Source organism: Synechococcus sp. WH 5701 (assembly GCF_000153045.1).
Taxonomy (GTDB): domain Bacteria; phylum Cyanobacteriota; class Cyanobacteriia; order PCC-6307; family Cyanobiaceae; genus Regnicoccus_A; species Regnicoccus_A antarcticus.
The window spans coordinates 72228-88636 of record NZ_CH724159.1; the positions used below are offsets into that span (position 1 = coordinate 72228).

Genomic DNA, 16409 nt, shown 5'->3' on the forward strand with positions numbered 1-16409 from the left:
GTGGCACCTGGCCACCCTCGCGCTTCTGATCGTTAGCGCCGGAGTGGCTTACCAGCTCGACTTGACGACGCCGGGCAGCAGACCCTTGTGGGCGCGCTCGCGCAACTGGTTGCGGCAGAGACCGAAATCGCGGTAGTAGCCGCGGGGCTTGCCGGTGGCCCAGCAGCGGTTGCGCACACGGTTGGGGGCGCTGTTACGGGGAAGGTTCTGGATCTTGCGGTGGATCTCCAGGCGCTCCATGGGATCAGCGGCCGCTTCGAAGGAAGCCTTGAGCGCGGCGCGCTTGACGGCGAAGCGCTCCACAATTTTCTTGCGCTTCACGTCGCGCGCAATCATCGACTTCTTCGCCATGCGGCTGCTGCAATTCGTTCAGTGGGGGTTGAGCCTAGCGCGTGGCCTGACGCCCTTCCCGGCGGCCACTCGGGCCGTGGTCAGGATGGCTGGGGCAGAGATCAGCGAGGGGGCAGCCGGCGCAGAGGGGCTTGCGCGCGTTGCAGACGGCGCGGCCATGGAAGATCAGCCGGATCGAGAAGTTCTCCCATTCCGGCTGCGGCAGGAGCTTCATCAGGTCGGGCTCGATCCGGCGCGGGTCGCTCTGGCGGGTGAGCCCGAGCCGGTTGCTCAGCCGGCGCACGTGGGTGTCGACCGTGACGCCGGCGTTGATGCCGAAGGCATGGGCCAGCACCACGTTGGCCGTCTTGCGCGCCACCCCCGGCAGCTCCAGCAGTTCCTCCATCGAGGCCGGCACCGCGCCGTCGTGGCGCTCGATCAACAGCTGCGAGGCCGCCACGATGTTCCTGGCCTTGTTGCGGAAGAAGCCGGTGGACTTCACGTAGGGCTCCACCTCGCTGGAGCTCACCGCGGCGGCGGCGTCCGCATCGGGGAAGCGCTCGAACAGAGCCGGGGTGACCAGATTGACCCGTTCGTCGGTGCACTGGGCCGAGAGCATGGTGGCCACCAGCAGCTCCCAGGGGGTGCGCCAATCAAGTGAGCAGGTGGCGTGGGGGTAGTGGAGGGCCAGGCGCTCCAGGATCAGTGGCGCCCGCGCTCGGGCCGTGGCAAAGCGGGGCACCTCAGCGGCCGAGCAGCTGCTGCACCGCCGAGAGCTGGCTGGTGTCCTTGACGATCAGCACCACGCTCAGGCCCACCAGCAGCAGGAAGCCCGACTGCATGAAGGCCATCTGCAGGCGGTCGGGCAGGGGCCGGCCCCGCAGGCCCTCGAGCAGCAGCAAGGCGAACTGACCGCCATCGAGCAGCGGCAGGGGCAGGGCGTTGAGCACCGCCAGGTTGATCGAGATCAGCGCGGCGAACACGAACAGGCTGCCGCCGCCCTGGCGGGCCAGGCTGGCGCCCATCTCGACGATCTTCACCGGCCCCGACACCTGGGGAGCGGTTTCACCGAAGTGGGTGACCAGGGCCACGAAGCCATCAACGGTGCGGCGGATCAGCTGTACGAAGACACGGTTGGTCTGGCCGAAAAGCTCAAGCGGCCCCTTGGCGGGTCGGAACACCTCACTGCCGTTGGGCTGGAGCTGGGCGCCGATGCGGCCGATGCCATCGCGATCGGCGGGGGTGAGCCGCAGGCTGAGGGTTTCACCGGCGCGCTCGGCCTGGATCTGCAGCGTCCGCTCCGGGGCTCCCTGGATGTCGGCCACCAGATCGACCACGGCCTTGGAGCCACCACCCACGGGCACACCGCCGATGCTGAGGATGCGATCGCCGGCCATCAGGCCGGAGGCGGCGGCGGGCTGGCCCTGCTGCACTGCCGCCACCAGGACGCCCGGCGTGGCGCTGAAGCCGGCGGGCACACCCACCATCAGCCCCTGACCGAAGAGCACGGCCCAGGCCAGCAGCAGGTTGGCGATGACGCCGGCGGCGATCACCAGGGCCCGCTGGGGCAGGGGGCGGTTGCGCAGCAGGTCGGGATCATCGCTGGGGATCTCGCTGTCCTCCTCGTCGTCGGGGAAGGCGACATAGCCGCCCAGGGGGATGGCCCGCAGGGCGAACTGCACGCCCCGGCGCTGGCGCTGCAGCAGGGCCGGGCCGAACCCGATCGAGAAGCCGCTGACGCGGATGCCCTGCCAGGTGGCGGCGAGGAAATGGCCGGCTTCGTGCACCACGATCAGGCCCGCCAGGATCGCCAGTGCCGTGAGAACGCCCATTCAGGCTTTGTTGCGCAAGACACTCATTCTGGGGGTTTCAGGCCTGGGGCGTTCCCTTCAGGCTTCCGGCACCAGGCGATCGCAGCCCATGTAGGGCACCAGGACCTCCGGCAGGCGCACGCTTCCGTCGGCCTGCTGGCCGGTTTCGAGCAGGGCGGCCATGGTGCGCCCCACCGCCAGACCACTGCCGTTGAGGGTGTGCAGCAGGCGGGTTTTCTTGCCGTCCTTGAAGCGGATCGAGGCGCGCCGCGCCTGGAACTCGCCGCAGGTGCTGCAGCTGGAAATTTCGCGGTAGGCGCCGGCTCCGGGCAGCCACACCTCGAGATCGAACGTGCGGGCGGCCGAAAAGCCCAGATCACCGCAACAGAGATCGAGCACCCGGTAGGGCAGCTCGAGGGACTGCAGGATCGCCTCGGCGTCGGCGGTGAGCTGGGCATGGGCTGCTTCCGATTCATCCGGATGGCAGAACCAGTACAGCTCCACTTTGTTGAACTGGTGCAGGCGGATCAGGCCGCGGGTGTCGCGGCCGTAGGAGCCGGCCTCGCGGCGGAAGCAGGGGGTGTAGGCGGCGTACTTGAGCGGCAGCTGCTCGGCCGCAAGAATCTCGTCGCGGTGAAACGAGGTGAGCGGCACCTCGGCGGTGGGGGTGAGCCAGAGGTCGTCGTCGGCGCAGCTGAAGCTTTCCTCGGCGAACTTGGGCAGCTGGCCGGAGGCGGTGAGGCTGGCGCTGTTGACCAGGATCGGCGGCAGCATCTCACGGTAACCGCGGCTGGCGTGCTGATCGAGCATGAAGCTGATCAGGGCCCGCTCCAGCCGGGCGCCCTGGCCGATCAGGGTGACGAAGCGGCTCTGGGCGATGCGCACCGAGCGTTCGCTGTCGATCAGGCCGAGGCGCTCGGCGATCTGCCAGTGCTCCTCGAGGGACGGCTCACCGGCCACCGGCATGCGGGGTGTGCCCCAGCGCCGCCGCTCCACGTTCTCGGCTTCGCCGGCCCCATCGGGGCAGTGGGGGGAGGGCAGGTTGGGGAAGGCGAGCAGCTGCTCGCGCAGACGGGTTTCGAGGGATTTCTCCTCCTCCTCGAGCACCGCCACCTGTTGCTTGATGGTGTTGCCCCGATCGCGCAGGGCCTGCACCTCGGGGCTGTGGGGCGCTTCGCCGCCGCGGATCAGCTCGCCCACCTGGCGGCCGATGCGGTTGCCTTCGGCCTGCAGATCACTGCGTTGCTGCTCAAGATCACGCTCCTGGCGGGCGATCAGCTGCAGGGCCGTGAGATCGAGTGTCATGCCCCGCCGCCCGAGCTGCTCGACGATCAGCTCGGGGTTGTCGCGCAGCAGGCGCTGATCCAGCACGGCTCCAGAGGCGAAGGCGCGTGCAGCCTACGGACTGGTGCTGGAGCAGGCCTCGTGGAAGGGCCTCAGAGCACCTGCACCACTTCGTTCACTTCGGGGATCGCCTCGCGCAGCTTGCGCTCGATGCCCATCTTCAGGGTCATGGTGCTGCTGGGGCAGCTGCCGCAGGCGCCCTGCAGACGCACCTTCACGGTGGGGCCGTCGATCTCGACGATCTCGACGTTGCCGCCATCGGCCATCAGGTAGGGACGGAGCTCATCGAGCACCCGCTCGACGTTCTCGACCGTGAGGGCGCGGGGGTCGCTGATCGGGGCCTCGACGCTGGCGCTGGTGTCTGGGGTGGCGGTTTCAGTGCTCATGGCTCTGGGGATCGTTGAGATGACCTTAGGAAGCCACTGGCGGATCCTGGCTGGGTTCCCACTCACACGATCTGCACGGTGGGCCCATAGGCGGCCAGCTGGCGGTCGACGCTCAACAGCAGCAGCGGTTCCCGACGGCTCTGGGCGATCAGCAGCCGATCAAATGGATCGCGGTGACCGACGACGGCCTCCAGCTCGGCCACGGCCAGCAGATGGGTGTTGCGCAGGGCCAGCCAGCGAAAGCCCTGCTGGGGAATCGCCTGCTCCAGACGGACCAGATCCACCGAGAGACGCCCGAGCCCCTGCTTGATGGCGATCTCCCAGAGCGAGGCCTGGCTGACGAACACCGTGTTGGCCGGATCCCTCACCAGAGGAACCGCAGCGGCTGGAAGGCGCGGGTCATCGGCGAGCCACCACAGGACCAGATGGGTGTCGAGCAACAGCCGCGCCATCGCTCAAGTCGCGAGGCTGTCGAACAGCTCCTCGAGGGGGTGGTCGAAATCGTCGGTCAGTGTGATCTCACCGGCCAGGGCGCCGGGTGGTGCCACCCCCTGGCTGGGGGGGCGCCAGGGAACAAGCCGGGCGATCGGCACACCGGAACGGGCGATCACCACCTCCCGGCCGGCCTCCACGTCGTGAAGCAGGCGCGACAGCTGGCTCTTGGCCTGGTGCACATTCACCTGTTGGCTGCAGGCCGGCTCTGAATCGGCTGGCTCTGAGTTGGCTGGCTCTGAGTTGGCTGGCTCTGAGTTGGCTGGCTCAGAACGGGTCTTGGGGATGGGCGATCCCATGGCAGCCGGACTGAACCAAGACTTAGTCTAGTTTGATCCGAAATGCCTGCCTAGGATCAGCCGATCTTTCGGCGGCCTTCAGGGGTTGTCGGGCCTACGACGCGCATGACCGACGTTCCCGTTCAGCGGATCCGCAATTTCTGCATCATTGCCCACATCGACCACGGCAAGTCGACCCTGGCCGACCGGTTGCTGCAGGACACGGGAACGGTGGCGGCCCGCGACATGCAGGCCCAGTTCCTCGACAACATGGAGCTGGAGCGGGAGCGGGGGATCACGATCAAGCTCCAGGCCGCGCGGATGGAGTACACCGCGGCCGATGGGGAGACCTACATCCTCAACCTGATCGACACCCCGGGCCATGTGGATTTCTCCTATGAGGTGAGCCGCAGCCTGCAGGCTTGTGAAGGCGCCCTGCTGGTTGTGGATGCCAGCCAGGGGGTGGAGGCACAGACGCTGGCGAATGTGTATCTGGCGCTGGAGAATGATCTGGAGATCATTCCGGTGCTCAACAAGATCGATCTGCCCGGTGCTGATCCCGAGCGGATCAAGGAGGAGATCGAGGCGATCATCGGGCTCGACACCTCCAAGGCGATCGATTGCTCCGCCAAGACGGGCCTGGGTATTCCCGAGATCCTCGAAGCGATCGTGGAGCGGGTGCCGGCACCGCCCGACCGCGTGAACGAACAGCTGCGTGCGCTGATCTTCGACTCCTACTACGACCCCTACCGGGGCGTGATCGTGTACTTCCGGGTGATCAGCGGCCAGGTGGCGAAGAAAGACAAGGTGCTGCTGATGGCCAGCAAGACCAGCTACGAACTCGATGAAGTGGGGGTGATGGCGCCCGACCAGCGCCAGGTGGAGAGCCTCCATGCCGGTGAGGTGGGCTATCTCTCCGCCTCGATCAAGGCGGTGGCCGATGCGCGGGTGGGCGACACGATCACCCTGGTGGCCGATCCGGTGAGCGAGCCGTTGCCGGGCTACACCGAGGCCAAGCCGATGGTGTTCTGCGGCCTGTTCCCCACCGATGCCGATCAGTACCCCGATCTGCGTGAGGCGCTTGACAAGCTCAAGCTCTCCGATGCAGCGCTGAAGTACGAACCGGAAACCAGCAGCGCCATGGGCTTCGGCTTCCGCTGCGGCTTCCTGGGGCTGCTGCACATGGAAATCGTGCAGGAGCGGCTGGAGCGGGAGTACGACCTCGATCTGATCGTGACGGCCCCCTCGGTGATCTACCGGGTGAACATGATCGACGGCAGCACGCAGATGGTGGACAACCCCGCCACGCTTCCTGATCCGCAGAAGCGGGAATCGATCGAAGAACCCTATGTGAAACTGGAGATCTACACCCCCAATACCTACAACGGTGCCCTGATGGAGCTGTGCCAGGAGCGGCGTGGTGAGTTCATCGACATGAAGTTCATCACCACCGATCGGGTGACGCTGCACTACGAGATGCCGCTGGCGGAGGTGGTAACGGATTTCTTCGATCAGATGAAGAGTCGCACCAAGGGCTATGCCTCGATGGAGTACAGCCTGATCGGCTACCGCAAGAACGAACTGGTGCGCCTCGATGTGTTGATCAACAGCGAGAAGGCCGATCCACTCACCACGATCGTGCACCGCGACAAGGCCTACAACGTGGGCAAGGGCCTGGTGGAGAAGCTGAAGGAACTGATCCCCAGGCAGCAGTTCAAGATTCCGATCCAGGCCTCGATCGGCAGCCGCATCATCGCCAGCGAGAGCATCAGCGCCATCCGCAAGGATGTGCTCGCCAAGTGCTATGGCGGTGACATCTCCCGCAAGAAGAAGCTGCTGAAGAAGCAGGCGAAGGGCAAGAAGCGTATGAAGGCGATGGGCAAGGTGGATGTGCCCCAGGAAGCCTTCATGGCGGTGCTGAAGCTGAATCAGTAGAGCCGCCGCTCAATCCGTAGCCGCTGTCCGCCGTGATCAGGATGGCCCGCTCCTGTTCGGGCAGGGCCACGTAGAGGCAGTCGTCCACCCGAGGGCCTGAATCAGCGGCCATCCCGGTCCTCGCGAATCAGGGCTGCCACGTCAAGGCTGCGGCCCGCTGCCGGTGTGGTGGCCCGCAGGCGAGCCAGCTGGCGAATCAGGAGCTGCGCCTTGGCGCCTCTGGGATTGCTATCAGTCATTGATAGCGACAAGCTGTCTCGCTAGGGCTGAATCAGTAGAGCTGGCGGTGGCGCGGGGGTGGTCCGATCTGGGTCTCGGAGCCGCCCATGATGACCAGCCGGCGTGAGCGTTCCCGCTCGATCAGAGCCTTGAGGGCCTCGCGGATCAGCTGGGTGCGCTCCTTGATGCCGCTGAGGGTTCCGGCCTGAGCGAGCAGATCGTCGTCGAGGGTGAGGGTGGTGCGCATAGCAACGAGTCTGCTGTCGCGACGTGCGACTCAAGCCCTGACAGCCCGGGCCGAGCGATTTCGTTACGGTGGGGTTCAGCAGGGGGAAGCTTCATGACGCTGGCCCAGCCACTCCCGTCTCCGGCCCTGCAGCCGCTGCAGCTGCCCTGGGATTTGCGGCTCAGCCCCGATCAGTTCGAGCTGGTGTGCCAGGCCAATCCAGATGCGGTGCTCGAACTGATGGCCGATGGCCGCCTCATGGCCATGACCCCCACCGGCAGCGAAACCGGCGCCCGCAACCAGGTCCTTGGGGCGTTGCTCTGGTGGGCGCTTCGCCGGAGTGGCCTGCCCATGAAAGCGTTCGATAGCTCCACTGGATTTCGCCTGCCTGATGGCTCGGTGCTGAGCCCCGATGCCTCGCTGGTGCGTCTGGATCGCTGGCAGGCTCTCACCCCCGAGCAGCGCCGTGGCTTTGCGCCCCTCTGCCTCGATCTGGTGGTGGAACTGGTCTGCGCGTCCGACGAAGGAGGGCCCCGTGGCGCCAGTGCGCTCCGCCAGAAGATGGACGGCTACCAGGCCAATGGGGCGCAGCTGGGCTGGTTGTTGCTGCCCGAGGAGAGGGCCGTGGAGATCTGGCGCTCAGGGGCTACCGCCCCTGAGCGCCTCGACGACGCCAAGGAGCTGGATGCTGGGGAGCTGTTCGCGGGCCTGGTGCTGGAGCTGGCGCCGATCTGGGACGTTTGAGCAGGGCCTGTTCCATGCCACAGCGATCATTAAGTGGGTCCGTGCTGCGCTGGCCCAGTTCCGAGAGCGTGCTTGAGGCGGCGGGCCGGTGGGCCGAGCGCCAGGCGGCGGCCCATCCGGAGCTGGAGGCTGTGGGTGTGTTCGGCTCCTACGGCCGCGGCGATGCCGGTGTGGGCAGCGACCTGGATCTGCTGCTGGTGCTGCGGCAGTGCGAGCTGCCGATCTGGGAACGCCTGCGGCCCTGGGACACGGCCGATCTTCCGCTGGCCACCGACCTGCTCGTCTACAGCCGCCGGGAGTGGGAGAGCCTCCCCCAATGGAACCCGAAGCTGGCGGCAACGCTTGCGCGCGACCTGCGCTGGCTGATCGCTCCATCGCCGCCGGCGGCGACGCTTAATCAGTAATCAGTAGGCCAGGCGACGGGGAATGGATTCGAGCTTGGGCTCGGAACCACCGAGGGCGGCAAGCCGGCGGGCGCTTTCGCGTTGCACGAGGGCTTTGAGCGCTTCGCGGACCAGCTGGGTGCGCTCGTTGATGCCACTGAGCTGCTGAGCCTGACTGAGGAGCTCGTCGTCGAGATTGAGAGTGATGCGCATGCCCAATTTTGAGCCGCTGAGCCCCGCCTGCGGCGCCAAGGCCTGAGCAGAAGGCCAAAAGAATGCAAAATGGCGACGCAAACTCCAGAACGGCTGCGTTTTTGGCGGCGGTAGGGCGATTGTTCAAGGCGCCAGCGGGCAGCTTCTTTCTGTTCGGGCCGCGCGGGACTGGCAAGTCGACCTGGTTGCGCCAGACCCAGGCGGAGGCGCTCTGGCTCGATCTGCTCGATCCGGAGGCGCAGCGGCTGCATCAGGCAAGGCCCGAACGCTTGCGTGAGCGGCTGGCGGCGGAGCCCGGCCGCACCACCGTGGTGATCGATGAGGTCCAGAAGGTGCCTGCGCTGCTGGATGTGGTGCATGCCCTGGTGGAGCAGCGGCCCCAGCTGCGCTTTGTGCTCACTGGATCCAGCGCCCGCCAATTACGGCGCGGCAGCTGGAACCTGCTGGCGGGTCGGTTGGTGGAGGCTTCCCTGCATCCGTTCATGGCGGCGGAGCTGGGTGACGACTTCCGTCTGGAGGAGGCACTGCGAATCGGGCTGGTGCCGTTGGTCTGGGAGGCCGCCGAGCCGGGAGAAACGCTCCGCTCCTATGCCTCCCTCTACCTGCGCGAGGAGGTGCAGGCGGAGGCGATGGTGCGGGACGTGGGCGCCTTCGCCCGGTTCCTGGAAGCGATCAGCTTTTCGCATGGCTCCCTGCTCAATCTCTCTGAAGTGGCGCGCGAGTGTCAGGTGAGCCGCAAAACGGTGGAGGGCTATCTGGGCATCCTCGAGGATCTGCTGCTGGCCTTCCGTGTGCCGGTGTTCAGCCGGCGCGCCAAGCGGCAGCTGGTGGCCCATGAGAAGTTCTTCTTTTTTGACGCCGGCGTGTTTCGCTCGTTGCGGCCTGCCGGTCCATTGGATGGCGCCGAGGAGATCGAAGGGTTGGCCCTGGAGGAGCTCGTGGCCCAGCACCTGCGCGCCTGGCTGGCCTACCGAAGGGAAGGAGATCGCTTGTTCTTCTGGCGCACGCGGGCGGGTCGGGAGGTGGACTTCGTGATCTACGGCCCCCGCACCTTCGTGGCCCTGGAGGTGAAACGCAGCCGCCAGGTGGGCGCCTGCGATCTTCATGGTTTGCGGGCGTTCCAGGCCGACTATCCAGAAGCCAGTGTTGCCCTGCTGTATCTGGGAGCAGAGGTGCTAAGGATCGACGGGATCCTCTGTCTGCCGTGCGACTCCTTTCTGCGGAGGCTGACGCCGAATCAGTCGCTGCTCTGAGCCCGTGCAACGTTTGTTGAAGCCATCGCCCCACCTGTACTGAACCGGGTGCGGCAGCGCGCCCCGGCTGGGAACGCTTGGGGGGTGGTTGATTGAGGAGTCCGCCGATGGCGGTTCCATGGAAGGCTCGACGCTGTCGGGCCCAGGGGACCTGGCGCAGGCGAGCGCCGGAGGCTGAGCAGGGCTTTCTGCTGCCGCTGGCCTTCGGAGTGTCGCTGGTGCTGATGCTGAGTTCGCTGTCGGTGCAGACGGTGGCGCTGCAGGGCAGCCGGCTGGCGGCGGCGGAGCTGGAGCAGCGGCGGCTGGAGGACGCCCTGGCCTCGGCGGCGGAGCAGGTGGCGAGCCGCCTGAGCGGTACGCACGCCTGCCTGCTGCCCCTGGCCTCCAGTGCCTGGATCGCGCCGGTGCCCGGCTGCGGGGCGGGGCTGGATCCTGGGCCCCTGCTGAGCGGACGGGTGGGCGAGAGCGACTACCGGCTGGTGTCGTGGACTCCGGGGCTGCCGGGAGCGGCGGGCCATCCGGGTGAACTGCGGCTGGAGCTGAGCGACGGGGCCGTGCAGCGGTTGTACGCGCTGGAGCTGGCCGGGGAGGCCCCGCAAGCCCTGCACGTGGCGGGTCTGCGGGGGCTGGGGCGATGACGCTGGTGGAGGTGATGGTGTCGTCGGTGGTGGTCGCCCTGGCGGCGAACGGCTCCGCGCAGCTGTGGGGATCGGCCATGGTCTGGAACCATCGCGCCGAGCGGCGGCAGGAGCTGCTGGGCCAGCTCGACCTGGCGCTGCTGCAGCGGGAGCGGGCGCTGCGTGTGTCGGCCGCCGGGGTGACAGCGCCGATGAGCTGCGGCGCCGCGGCGGCGTGGACGGGCCTGCAGCTGAGCGCGGCTCCCGCTCCCCTGCCGGAGGGGGTCTCGGTGAGCGCGGAGGCCGCCGAGACGGAAGGCGCCGGGGCTCTGTGGATCACGGCCCGTGCGGAAGACCTGGAGCGGAAGCGGCTGTTCGCTCCCGCGGCCCATGGCCTGTGCCGGCCATGACCAGGCGATTCACCGCAAGCAGGGGCCCCGCTCAGGGCTTTTCGCTCACGGAGCTGCTGGTGGGCGTGACGGTGCTGCTGCTGCTGGCGGGGCTGGCGATCCAGGCCGGCGGCGAATCGATGGCGCGGCAGCGGCTGGAGGTGGCCACCCGGCGGCTGGTGCTGGGGATCGAGCGGGGCCGCTCGGCGGCGGAACGGCAGGGACGACCCTGCGGCCTCAGCCTGGCGCCGGGCGGATGGCAGGAGCCGCAGAGCGGGTCGCTGGCCGGCTGCGAGCAGGCCGCGATGCCCCTGGGTGAGGGGGTGGAGAACGGCACGATCGAGCTGAGCCACAACCTGCCCGACACCCTGCGTTTCAGCAGCAACGGCCTGGTGCTGGATGGCGGCACGGTTGTGCTCAGCAGTGAGGGCACCGAACTGCGCCGCTGCCTGGTGATGGCCCTGCCCCTGGGGGTGGTGCGGGTGGGCCGCTACGGCGGCGCGCCCGGCGGCCGGCCCGACAGCAGCGCCTGCAGCCCGGATTCAAGCCTGTGAGACCGCTGATGATGCCGAGGATTCAGACGACGAAACACCAGGCCAGCGCCGGCTTCGGGCTGGTGGAGCTGCTGCTGGCGATGGCGCTGGGGCTGATGCTGTGTGGCGTGGTGGTGGAGGCGCTGCTGGGGGAGGGGCGCAACGCGCAGCAGTTCTCGCGGCTGGTGCGGGAACGCAACCACCAACGGCGGGCCCTGGCGCTGATCCGCACGGATCTGGAGGGGGCCGCGGAGGTGGTGAACGAGGCGGCGCCGCTGCCGGTGAGCTGCGGGGTGGCCGGCCGGCAGGTGGTGCTGCAGCTGAAGCGCCAGGGCACGCTGATCAGCTATTCCGTGGGGGCACCGCCGAGCGGCATCTGGCGGGGCCAGGTGCTGATGCGTTGCGGGCCGGCCTATGGGCTGGAGGGGCGCATCGACCCCAGCAGCGCTTCGCTGAGCCGGGTGGTGGTGGATGGCCTGGCGATCGACCCCAGCCGCTGGACGGGTTGCGGACACTTGCCGGGTGCCACGGCCCTGAATGGGTCCATGGGGTTGCCCTTTTCGGCCTGCCTGGATCCGGCCAGCCAGCTGGTGGCGATGCGGCTGGAGCAGAGCTTCGCTGATGGTGGCGGGCCGGTGCAGCGGGTGCGCAGTGAGGCGGTGGCTGGGGCTGGGTAAAGTTCCTACGAGCTTGGATTCGATGGCTCGAAGAACAGCACAAAAGTTATCCAAAAATGACGCAATAGTTGATCCTTCGCTGATAACTTTTGTGGCAATCACGGATTTCTCGATTGTTTATTCCCGCTAAAGAAATAATTTCTCAAGAGTCGCACAGCGGGGATTGATTCTAGGTTTCTTGTGCTAGATGTTGGCCTATGGCGCGGAGATGGCAACGTTGCTTGTGCTGGCTCTGATTGCCGTGAATTCTGGAGGTCGGCGGCTTTGGGGAGGCTGGAGAGCGCTTTCTGAAGTAGCAGTATTCCGCCCAGGAATAGATTAGCATAGCCGAATGTGCTAAAAGGTTGACTACTGGATTTGGTTATTGCTGTCAATGGCTAAGCCTATGGCCAAGGCTTTGCTTGGAGATTGTCCGGCTGATCAATCAGCAATTTAGATCTCAGCCGCTATTGCCCGGACATGGCCAGGAATGATCCGAAGGAGGGCTTGTTGGTAGGATTTGGGGAGCCATTCCGGCCTGTGATTTGCCAGACGTGGCGCATCTGAGGGGCGCAAGATGATGGAGTTCTCATGATTCGAAGAATGCTGCGCTTGGTCCTGCGCCCGGCCCAGGGCGATTGTTGGTATTGACCTGGGTGGTGTTCAGGACAGACCCTCAGGGATTTGTTGTCCAGCTTGGTGCGAAAATGGTTGGTGCCTACATGATTGATTCAGTGGATTGGCCATGCGTGCGTCTGTAGGGCCGATGAAGTCAGCGCCAGGTCGCGTATCTTTGTATCGCCGCCTCCTTCCCAGCAGCTTGCTGGCTGTGCTCGCAGGGTTTGCCTTGGTAGTGCTGGCGCATCTGGAATTGTTGGATCGCTCCCTCGCCCAGCGTCACCGTCAGGCCTCTGATCTGGTGCTCCAGCAACTGCTGCAACTCTCACCCAGCGACACTCCTTCCGCCTTTCAGTCCAAACTGGATCGGATCGTGTCCCCTGGTCGATTGCTGTGGCTTGAGCTGGAGGATGGCCGACCCTACCGTATACCCATGAAAAATGTCACGGTACCGCTAGCGGTGTCGTTTCACCAGCTGGTGGGCATCGTGGAGCGCCGTTGCGTCGGACGCGATCACCTGATGAGGGTTGTCGCCGGTGACCGACATTATCTCTGCAGCAGACAGCGGCTCAGCTTCTCTGGCCGGCCAGCAGCGATGCGGGTGGTGGAAGACATTACCTCCGATGTGGAGCACCGGCGCGTCGTGCTGCTGCTGATGATGACCGTTGCATGTGTTGCCTCCCTCATCACCAGCACTTTTCAGCGTCTGGTGTATTGGCGAACGCTACGTCCACTTGATCGGCTTTGTCTCGAGCTGGGCCAGATTGACACCGAGAGCTTGGAGCAGATTCGTTTGTCGATCAGTGACCAACCGCTGGAGCTTCAACCTATCGTGACATCCTTCAATGTCTTGCTTGATCGACTGGCGGCTGCCCGTGAGCGACAGCAGACCTTCGTGGATGGAGTGGCCCACGAACTGCGCACACCAATCACGCTGATCAGGGGTTACGCCCAGAGCCTGAAGCACCAAGCCCGCGGCGGGCCTGGAGGCACAGAGACAGAGATGGAGTGCATCGCCAGGGAGGCTGAACGCATGGGACGGTTGGTAAGCGAACTTCTCGACATCGCCCGGGAGGAGGCCGGTCGCCTTCAACTGGTCCGGGATCCCCTCGATCTCGACGATGCCCTGCTCGTGGCCTTTGAGAGGCTTGAGCCCTTGGCTTCCGCTCGTCTGCGGCTTCGCTTGCCTCAGGACGGCGCGCCACCTCTGGGTCTGGGCGACGGTGAGCGACTGCAGCAGTGCCTCACCAACTTGGTGGACAATGCCCTCAAATTCACTCCTCAGGACACAGTAATTGAACTGTTCTGCTCAGTTAGCGCCAGAGAGGCAGTAGTGCATGTGCGCGATCATGGCCAAGGTGTGCCTCTGGCGGAACAGGAGCTCATCTTTGAGCGCTTTGTGCGTGGTTCCTCTGAGGCCAGTGCCAGCGGCAGCGGCATCGGCCTGGCGATGGTGCGCCTGCTGATGCGGCGTATGGGCGGTGATGTGCGGGTGGAGTCAACTCCAGGCCGCGGTGCCGACTTCCAACTGGTGCTGGAGCGGGCAGAGCTCAGTTCTTCGGTTCCCCCTCTTTGAGGATGAAGCCCACGCCGCGCACGGTCTGAATTAGGGTAGGTAAACCGTAGCGTTCGATCTTCTTGCGCAAGTAGCGGATGTAGACATCCAGCAGGTTGGCGTCGCCAACGAAGTGTTCGCCCCACACGTTGTGCAGAAGCATCTGGCGCTCCTGCACCCTGCGGGGTTCTTTGAGCAGGGCCAGCAGCAGGTCGTACTCACGCACAGTGAGCTGGATCTCCTCTCCGCCGCGGCTCACTTCATGGCTGGCGGTGTTCACCCGTAGGTCGGCGAAGCTCAGCACCTCCCCTTGGCCGTTGGCGGATCCTTGTCGGCGCAGCCGTGCCCGGACCCTAGCCAGCAGCTCCTCGATCGAGAAGGGTTTGGTGAGGTAGTCGTCGGCCCCGGCATCAAGCGCTTCCACCCGCTCGGCCACCGCATCTCGGGCCGTGAGCATCAGCACCGGGGTGTTGAGCTCGCTGGCCCTCAGCCGCAGGCACACCTCCACGCCAGTGAAATCGGGGAGGATCCAGTCGAGCAGCACCAGGTCCCAGGGGGCTTCGCGGAGGCGGATCAGTGCCTGCTGGCCAGTGCCCGCCATCTCCACCGCATAGCCCTCAACCGCCAGTTCACCGGCGAGGAAGCGGCGCAGCGCGGGGTCGTCGTCAACGATCAGTACCCGGTGCTGGTGGGCCATGGGAATCCTATCGATCGTTGCCAGGATGGTTGGGGACGGTTCATCTGGCTGTCTCGATCGCAGCCTGGCATACATACCTCAGCTCTTCGATAAGGCGCAGGAATTACGCGCGAGGGGCCGGCAATTGGCAGGGATCCTCCCCATGGCGGGCTTCCACCGAGAAGGTTTGAAGCTCAAGCAGATCTGCTGCCAGTGCAATCCCAGACAGAGCAGCTGGTTCGGCCAGATCATGCCGTCGCGGCAGACGAGTATCACCCAGCAGCTCCAGGCCTTGAGAATCTTCTTCACCGCCTGCAGGGCGGTGAAGCCCCTGGTATCTGGCTTAGTGCAAGCGGTCCCCAAGTGAAGAGTATCTGGCAGCTGTGCCACAACCTCAGCGCTTATGACGCCACCAATGTGGCCCTGACAGAAGCTCTTGACTGTCCGTTGCTCAGTGCCGATCGTCGCTTGGCGAGGGCACCTGGTCTGGTTTGTCCCGTTCAGCTAGTGTCCTGTCCCGGAGATTTGTGCACAAAGCCGCTGGAGCTTCTCCAGGATTGAATCCGCTGTTGCCGTCCAGTTGAACGGTACCTTGGTCTTGTTGTAGGCGGCCACGAACTGCTCGATCTTGGCGATCAGCTCCTTGACGCTGGAGAAGCTGCCGCGTCGGATCGCCCGCTGCGTGATGATCCCAAACCAGCGCTCGACCTGGTTGAGCCAGGAGGCGTAGGTGGGGGTGTAGTGCACGTGGAAGCGGGGCCGCTGGGCAAGCCAGGCACGGACCTTGACGTGCTTGTGGGTGCAGTAGTTGTCCACGATCAGGTGCACGTCCAGATCCTCGGGGACGGACTTCTCGATCTGCCTGAGGAACCCCAGGAACTCCTGGTGCCGGTGGCGGGGTTTGCACTGGGTGATCACTTCTCCTGTGCCCACGTCCAAAGCCGCGAACAGGGTGGTGGTGCCGTGGCGGATGTAGTCGTGGGTGACGCCTTCCACGTAGCCCAGGCCCATGGGCAGCAGCGGCTGGGTGCGGTCGAGAGCCTGGATCTGTGTCTTTTCGTCGACGCAGAGCACCATCGCCTTGTCGGGCGGGTTCAGGTACAGGCCAACGATGTCGCGGACCTTTTCGACAAAGAACGGATCCGTCGACAGCTTGAAGTGCTTTTGCCGGTGGGGCTGCACCGAGAAGGTCTGCAGCCAGCGGTGAACCGTGGTCTTGGAGATGCCAGTCGCTGCAGCCAAAGTCCGAGCACTCCAGTGGGTGCTGCCATCGGTTGGCTTGGTCTGCAGGGCCCGGTTGATCACCTCGGCCACCCTGTCGTCCTCGTAGGTGCGAGGTCGGCCAGGCCTGAGCTCGTCGTGCAGTCCCTCGATGCCCAGATCGAGGTAGCGCTGGCGCCACTTGCCCACCGTTGAGCCCCTGACGCAGAAGCGTTCTGCCACGGCTGTATTGGTCTCACCAGCAGCACAGGCCAAAACGATCTGGGCGCGCTGAACGATCGAATGCGGCAAGGTCCGCGATCCAGCGAGGCTCTTGAGTTGACTCACCTCGTCTGCCGACAGCTCCAGCGGAGCCATGGGGCGACCCACAGGCATGGAACTACTCCCAGAGGAGACACTCCATATTCTACCGGCTATTTCCGGGACGGAACACTAGTCCCTGCTTGAACAACACCAGGCAGCAGGCCCTCACTCCTGCCCCAGACTGACCCTGCCCCAGCCCAATCACTGATGACCACCCCGCCGATTAT

General features: G+C 65.5%; 22 protein-coding genes. 9 read left to right on the plus strand and 13 right to left on the minus strand.

What is annotated here, in order from left to right:
• Nucleotides 1–48: 48 nt before the first annotated feature.
• The 7 genes from rpsN to WH5701_RS01215 all read right to left on the minus strand — a co-directional run bounded on the left by rpsN (nucleotide 49) and on the right by WH5701_RS01215 (nucleotide 4551).
• Nucleotides 49–351, minus strand: a complete 303-nt coding sequence (gene rpsN / locus WH5701_RS01185; protein ID WP_006170057.1) for a 30S ribosomal protein S14 — start codon at nucleotides 349–351, stop codon at nucleotides 49–51.
• Between the two features lie 34 nt (nucleotides 352–385).
• Nucleotides 386–1072: an endonuclease III gene (gene nth / locus WH5701_RS01190; RefSeq protein ID WP_006170058.1), complete on the minus strand. Its 687-nt coding sequence runs from the start codon at nucleotides 1070–1072 to the stop codon at nucleotides 386–388.
• Between the two features lies 1 nt (nucleotide 1073).
• Nucleotides 1074–2162: an RIP metalloprotease RseP gene (gene rseP / locus WH5701_RS01195; protein ID WP_006170059.1), complete on the minus strand. Its 1089-nt coding sequence runs from the start codon at nucleotides 2160–2162 to the stop codon at nucleotides 1074–1076.
• A gap of 57 nt (nucleotides 2163–2219) precedes the next feature.
• Nucleotides 2220–3512, minus strand: coding sequence for a serine--tRNA ligase (gene serS, locus WH5701_RS01200; RefSeq protein WP_006170060.1), 1293 nt, complete (start codon nucleotides 3510–3512; stop codon nucleotides 2220–2222).
• A gap of 65 nt (nucleotides 3513–3577) precedes the next feature.
• Complete coding sequence (locus WH5701_RS01205; protein WP_006170061.1) at nucleotides 3578–3871, minus strand: NifU family protein; 294 nt, start codon at nucleotides 3869–3871, stop codon at nucleotides 3578–3580.
• A gap of 62 nt (nucleotides 3872–3933) precedes the next feature.
• The gene (locus WH5701_RS01210) at nucleotides 3934–4323 is read right to left on the minus strand and encodes a type II toxin-antitoxin system VapC family toxin (RefSeq protein WP_006170062.1); all 390 of its coding nucleotides are present in this window, start codon (nucleotides 4321–4323) and stop codon (nucleotides 3934–3936) included.
• 3 nt (nucleotides 4324–4326) lie between these two features.
• Nucleotides 4327–4551: a type II toxin-antitoxin system Phd/YefM family antitoxin gene (locus tag WH5701_RS01215; protein WP_037979971.1), complete on the minus strand. Its 225-nt coding sequence runs from the start codon at nucleotides 4549–4551 to the stop codon at nucleotides 4327–4329.
• A 216-nt stretch (nucleotides 4552–4767) separates the two neighbouring features.
• Between WH5701_RS01215 and lepA the strand changes: the two genes are divergently transcribed.
• Nucleotides 4768–6576 carry a translation elongation factor 4 gene (lepA, locus tag WH5701_RS01220; protein WP_006170064.1) on the plus strand — a complete coding sequence of 603 codons (1809 nt, stop codon included), beginning with the start codon at nucleotides 4768–4770 and terminating at the stop codon, nucleotides 6574–6576.
• On the opposite strand, the gene WH5701_RS17885 is transcribed toward lepA, so the two are convergent.
• From WH5701_RS17885 to WH5701_RS01225, 3 genes are read right to left on the minus strand one after another with little or no spacing between them, the layout of a single operon-like run.
• Nucleotides 6548–6688: a hypothetical protein gene (locus WH5701_RS17885; protein WP_198005110.1), complete on the minus strand. Its 141-nt coding sequence runs from the start codon at nucleotides 6686–6688 to the stop codon at nucleotides 6548–6550. The genes lepA and WH5701_RS17885 overlap by 29 nt on opposite strands.
• Nucleotides 6678–6815: a hypothetical protein gene (locus tag WH5701_RS17370; RefSeq protein WP_006170066.1), complete on the minus strand. Its 138-nt coding sequence runs from the start codon at nucleotides 6813–6815 to the stop codon at nucleotides 6678–6680. The genes WH5701_RS17885 and WH5701_RS17370 overlap by 11 nt, the downstream gene beginning before the upstream one ends.
• 32 nt (nucleotides 6816–6847) lie before the next feature.
• Nucleotides 6848–7042, minus strand: coding sequence for a type II toxin-antitoxin system VapB family antitoxin (locus WH5701_RS01225; RefSeq protein ID WP_006170067.1), 195 nt, complete (start codon nucleotides 7040–7042; stop codon nucleotides 6848–6850).
• A 93-nt stretch (nucleotides 7043–7135) separates the two neighbouring features.
• Here WH5701_RS01225 and WH5701_RS01230 point away from each other — a divergent pair, with 93 nt between their 5' ends.
• The gene (locus tag WH5701_RS01230; RefSeq protein ID WP_006170068.1) at nucleotides 7136–7765 is read left to right on the plus strand and encodes a Uma2 family endonuclease; all 630 of its coding nucleotides are present in this window, start codon (nucleotides 7136–7138) and stop codon (nucleotides 7763–7765) included.
• A gap of 14 nt (nucleotides 7766–7779) precedes the next feature.
• On the plus strand, nucleotides 7780–8169 hold the full coding sequence (locus tag WH5701_RS01235; protein WP_037979359.1) for a nucleotidyltransferase domain-containing protein: 390 nt from the start codon (nucleotides 7780–7782) through the stop codon (nucleotides 8167–8169).
• On the opposite strand, the gene WH5701_RS01240 is transcribed toward WH5701_RS01235, so the two are convergent.
• Nucleotides 8170–8361, minus strand: a complete 192-nt coding sequence (locus WH5701_RS01240) for a type II toxin-antitoxin system VapB family antitoxin (RefSeq protein ID WP_006170070.1) — start codon at nucleotides 8359–8361, stop codon at nucleotides 8170–8172. It abuts the gene before it with no gap.
• Between the two features lie 119 nt (nucleotides 8362–8480).
• On the opposite strand from WH5701_RS01240, the gene WH5701_RS01245 reads away from it, so the two are divergent.
• The 6 genes from WH5701_RS01245 to WH5701_RS01270 all read left to right on the plus strand — a co-directional run bounded on the left by WH5701_RS01245 (nucleotide 8481) and on the right by WH5701_RS01270 (nucleotide 14003).
• Nucleotides 8481–9614: an ATP-binding protein gene (locus WH5701_RS01245; protein ID WP_006170071.1), complete on the plus strand. Its 1134-nt coding sequence runs from the start codon at nucleotides 8481–8483 to the stop codon at nucleotides 9612–9614.
• A gap of 107 nt (nucleotides 9615–9721) precedes the next feature.
• The gene (locus tag WH5701_RS15570; protein ID WP_006170072.1) at nucleotides 9722–10252 is read left to right on the plus strand and encodes a hypothetical protein; all 531 of its coding nucleotides are present in this window, start codon (nucleotides 9722–9724) and stop codon (nucleotides 10250–10252) included.
• Nucleotides 10249–10641, plus strand: a complete 393-nt coding sequence (locus tag WH5701_RS01255; RefSeq protein WP_006170073.1) for a hypothetical protein — start codon at nucleotides 10249–10251, stop codon at nucleotides 10639–10641. Before WH5701_RS15570 ends, WH5701_RS01255 begins: the two co-directional genes overlap by 4 nt.
• Complete coding sequence (locus WH5701_RS01260) at nucleotides 10638–11174, plus strand: GspH/FimT family protein (protein ID WP_006170074.1); 537 nt, start codon at nucleotides 10638–10640, stop codon at nucleotides 11172–11174. Before WH5701_RS01255 ends, WH5701_RS01260 begins: the two co-directional genes overlap by 4 nt.
• Nucleotides 11175–11185: 11 nt before the next feature.
• On the plus strand, nucleotides 11186–11830 hold the full coding sequence (locus WH5701_RS01265) for a prepilin-type cleavage/methylation domain-containing protein (protein WP_156776487.1): 645 nt from the start codon (nucleotides 11186–11188) through the stop codon (nucleotides 11828–11830).
• An 853-nt stretch (nucleotides 11831–12683) separates the two neighbouring features.
• A complete protein-coding gene (locus WH5701_RS01270) occupies nucleotides 12684–14003 on the plus strand; it encodes a sensor histidine kinase KdpD (RefSeq protein WP_198005111.1) in 1320 nt (439 codons plus the stop codon).
• Here the strand turns inward: WH5701_RS01270 and WH5701_RS01275 are convergent.
• Nucleotides 13978–14679, minus strand: a complete 702-nt coding sequence (locus WH5701_RS01275) for a response regulator transcription factor (protein ID WP_006170077.1) — start codon at nucleotides 14677–14679, stop codon at nucleotides 13978–13980. The two genes, WH5701_RS01270 and WH5701_RS01275, sit on opposite strands and share 26 nt — an antisense overlap.
• 483 nt (nucleotides 14680–15162) lie before the next feature.
• Nucleotides 15163–16254 carry an IS630 family transposase gene (locus WH5701_RS01285; RefSeq protein WP_037979344.1) on the minus strand — a complete coding sequence of 364 codons (1092 nt, stop codon included), beginning with the start codon at nucleotides 16252–16254 and terminating at the stop codon, nucleotides 15163–15165.
• Between the last annotated feature and the right edge of the window lie 155 nt (nucleotides 16255–16409).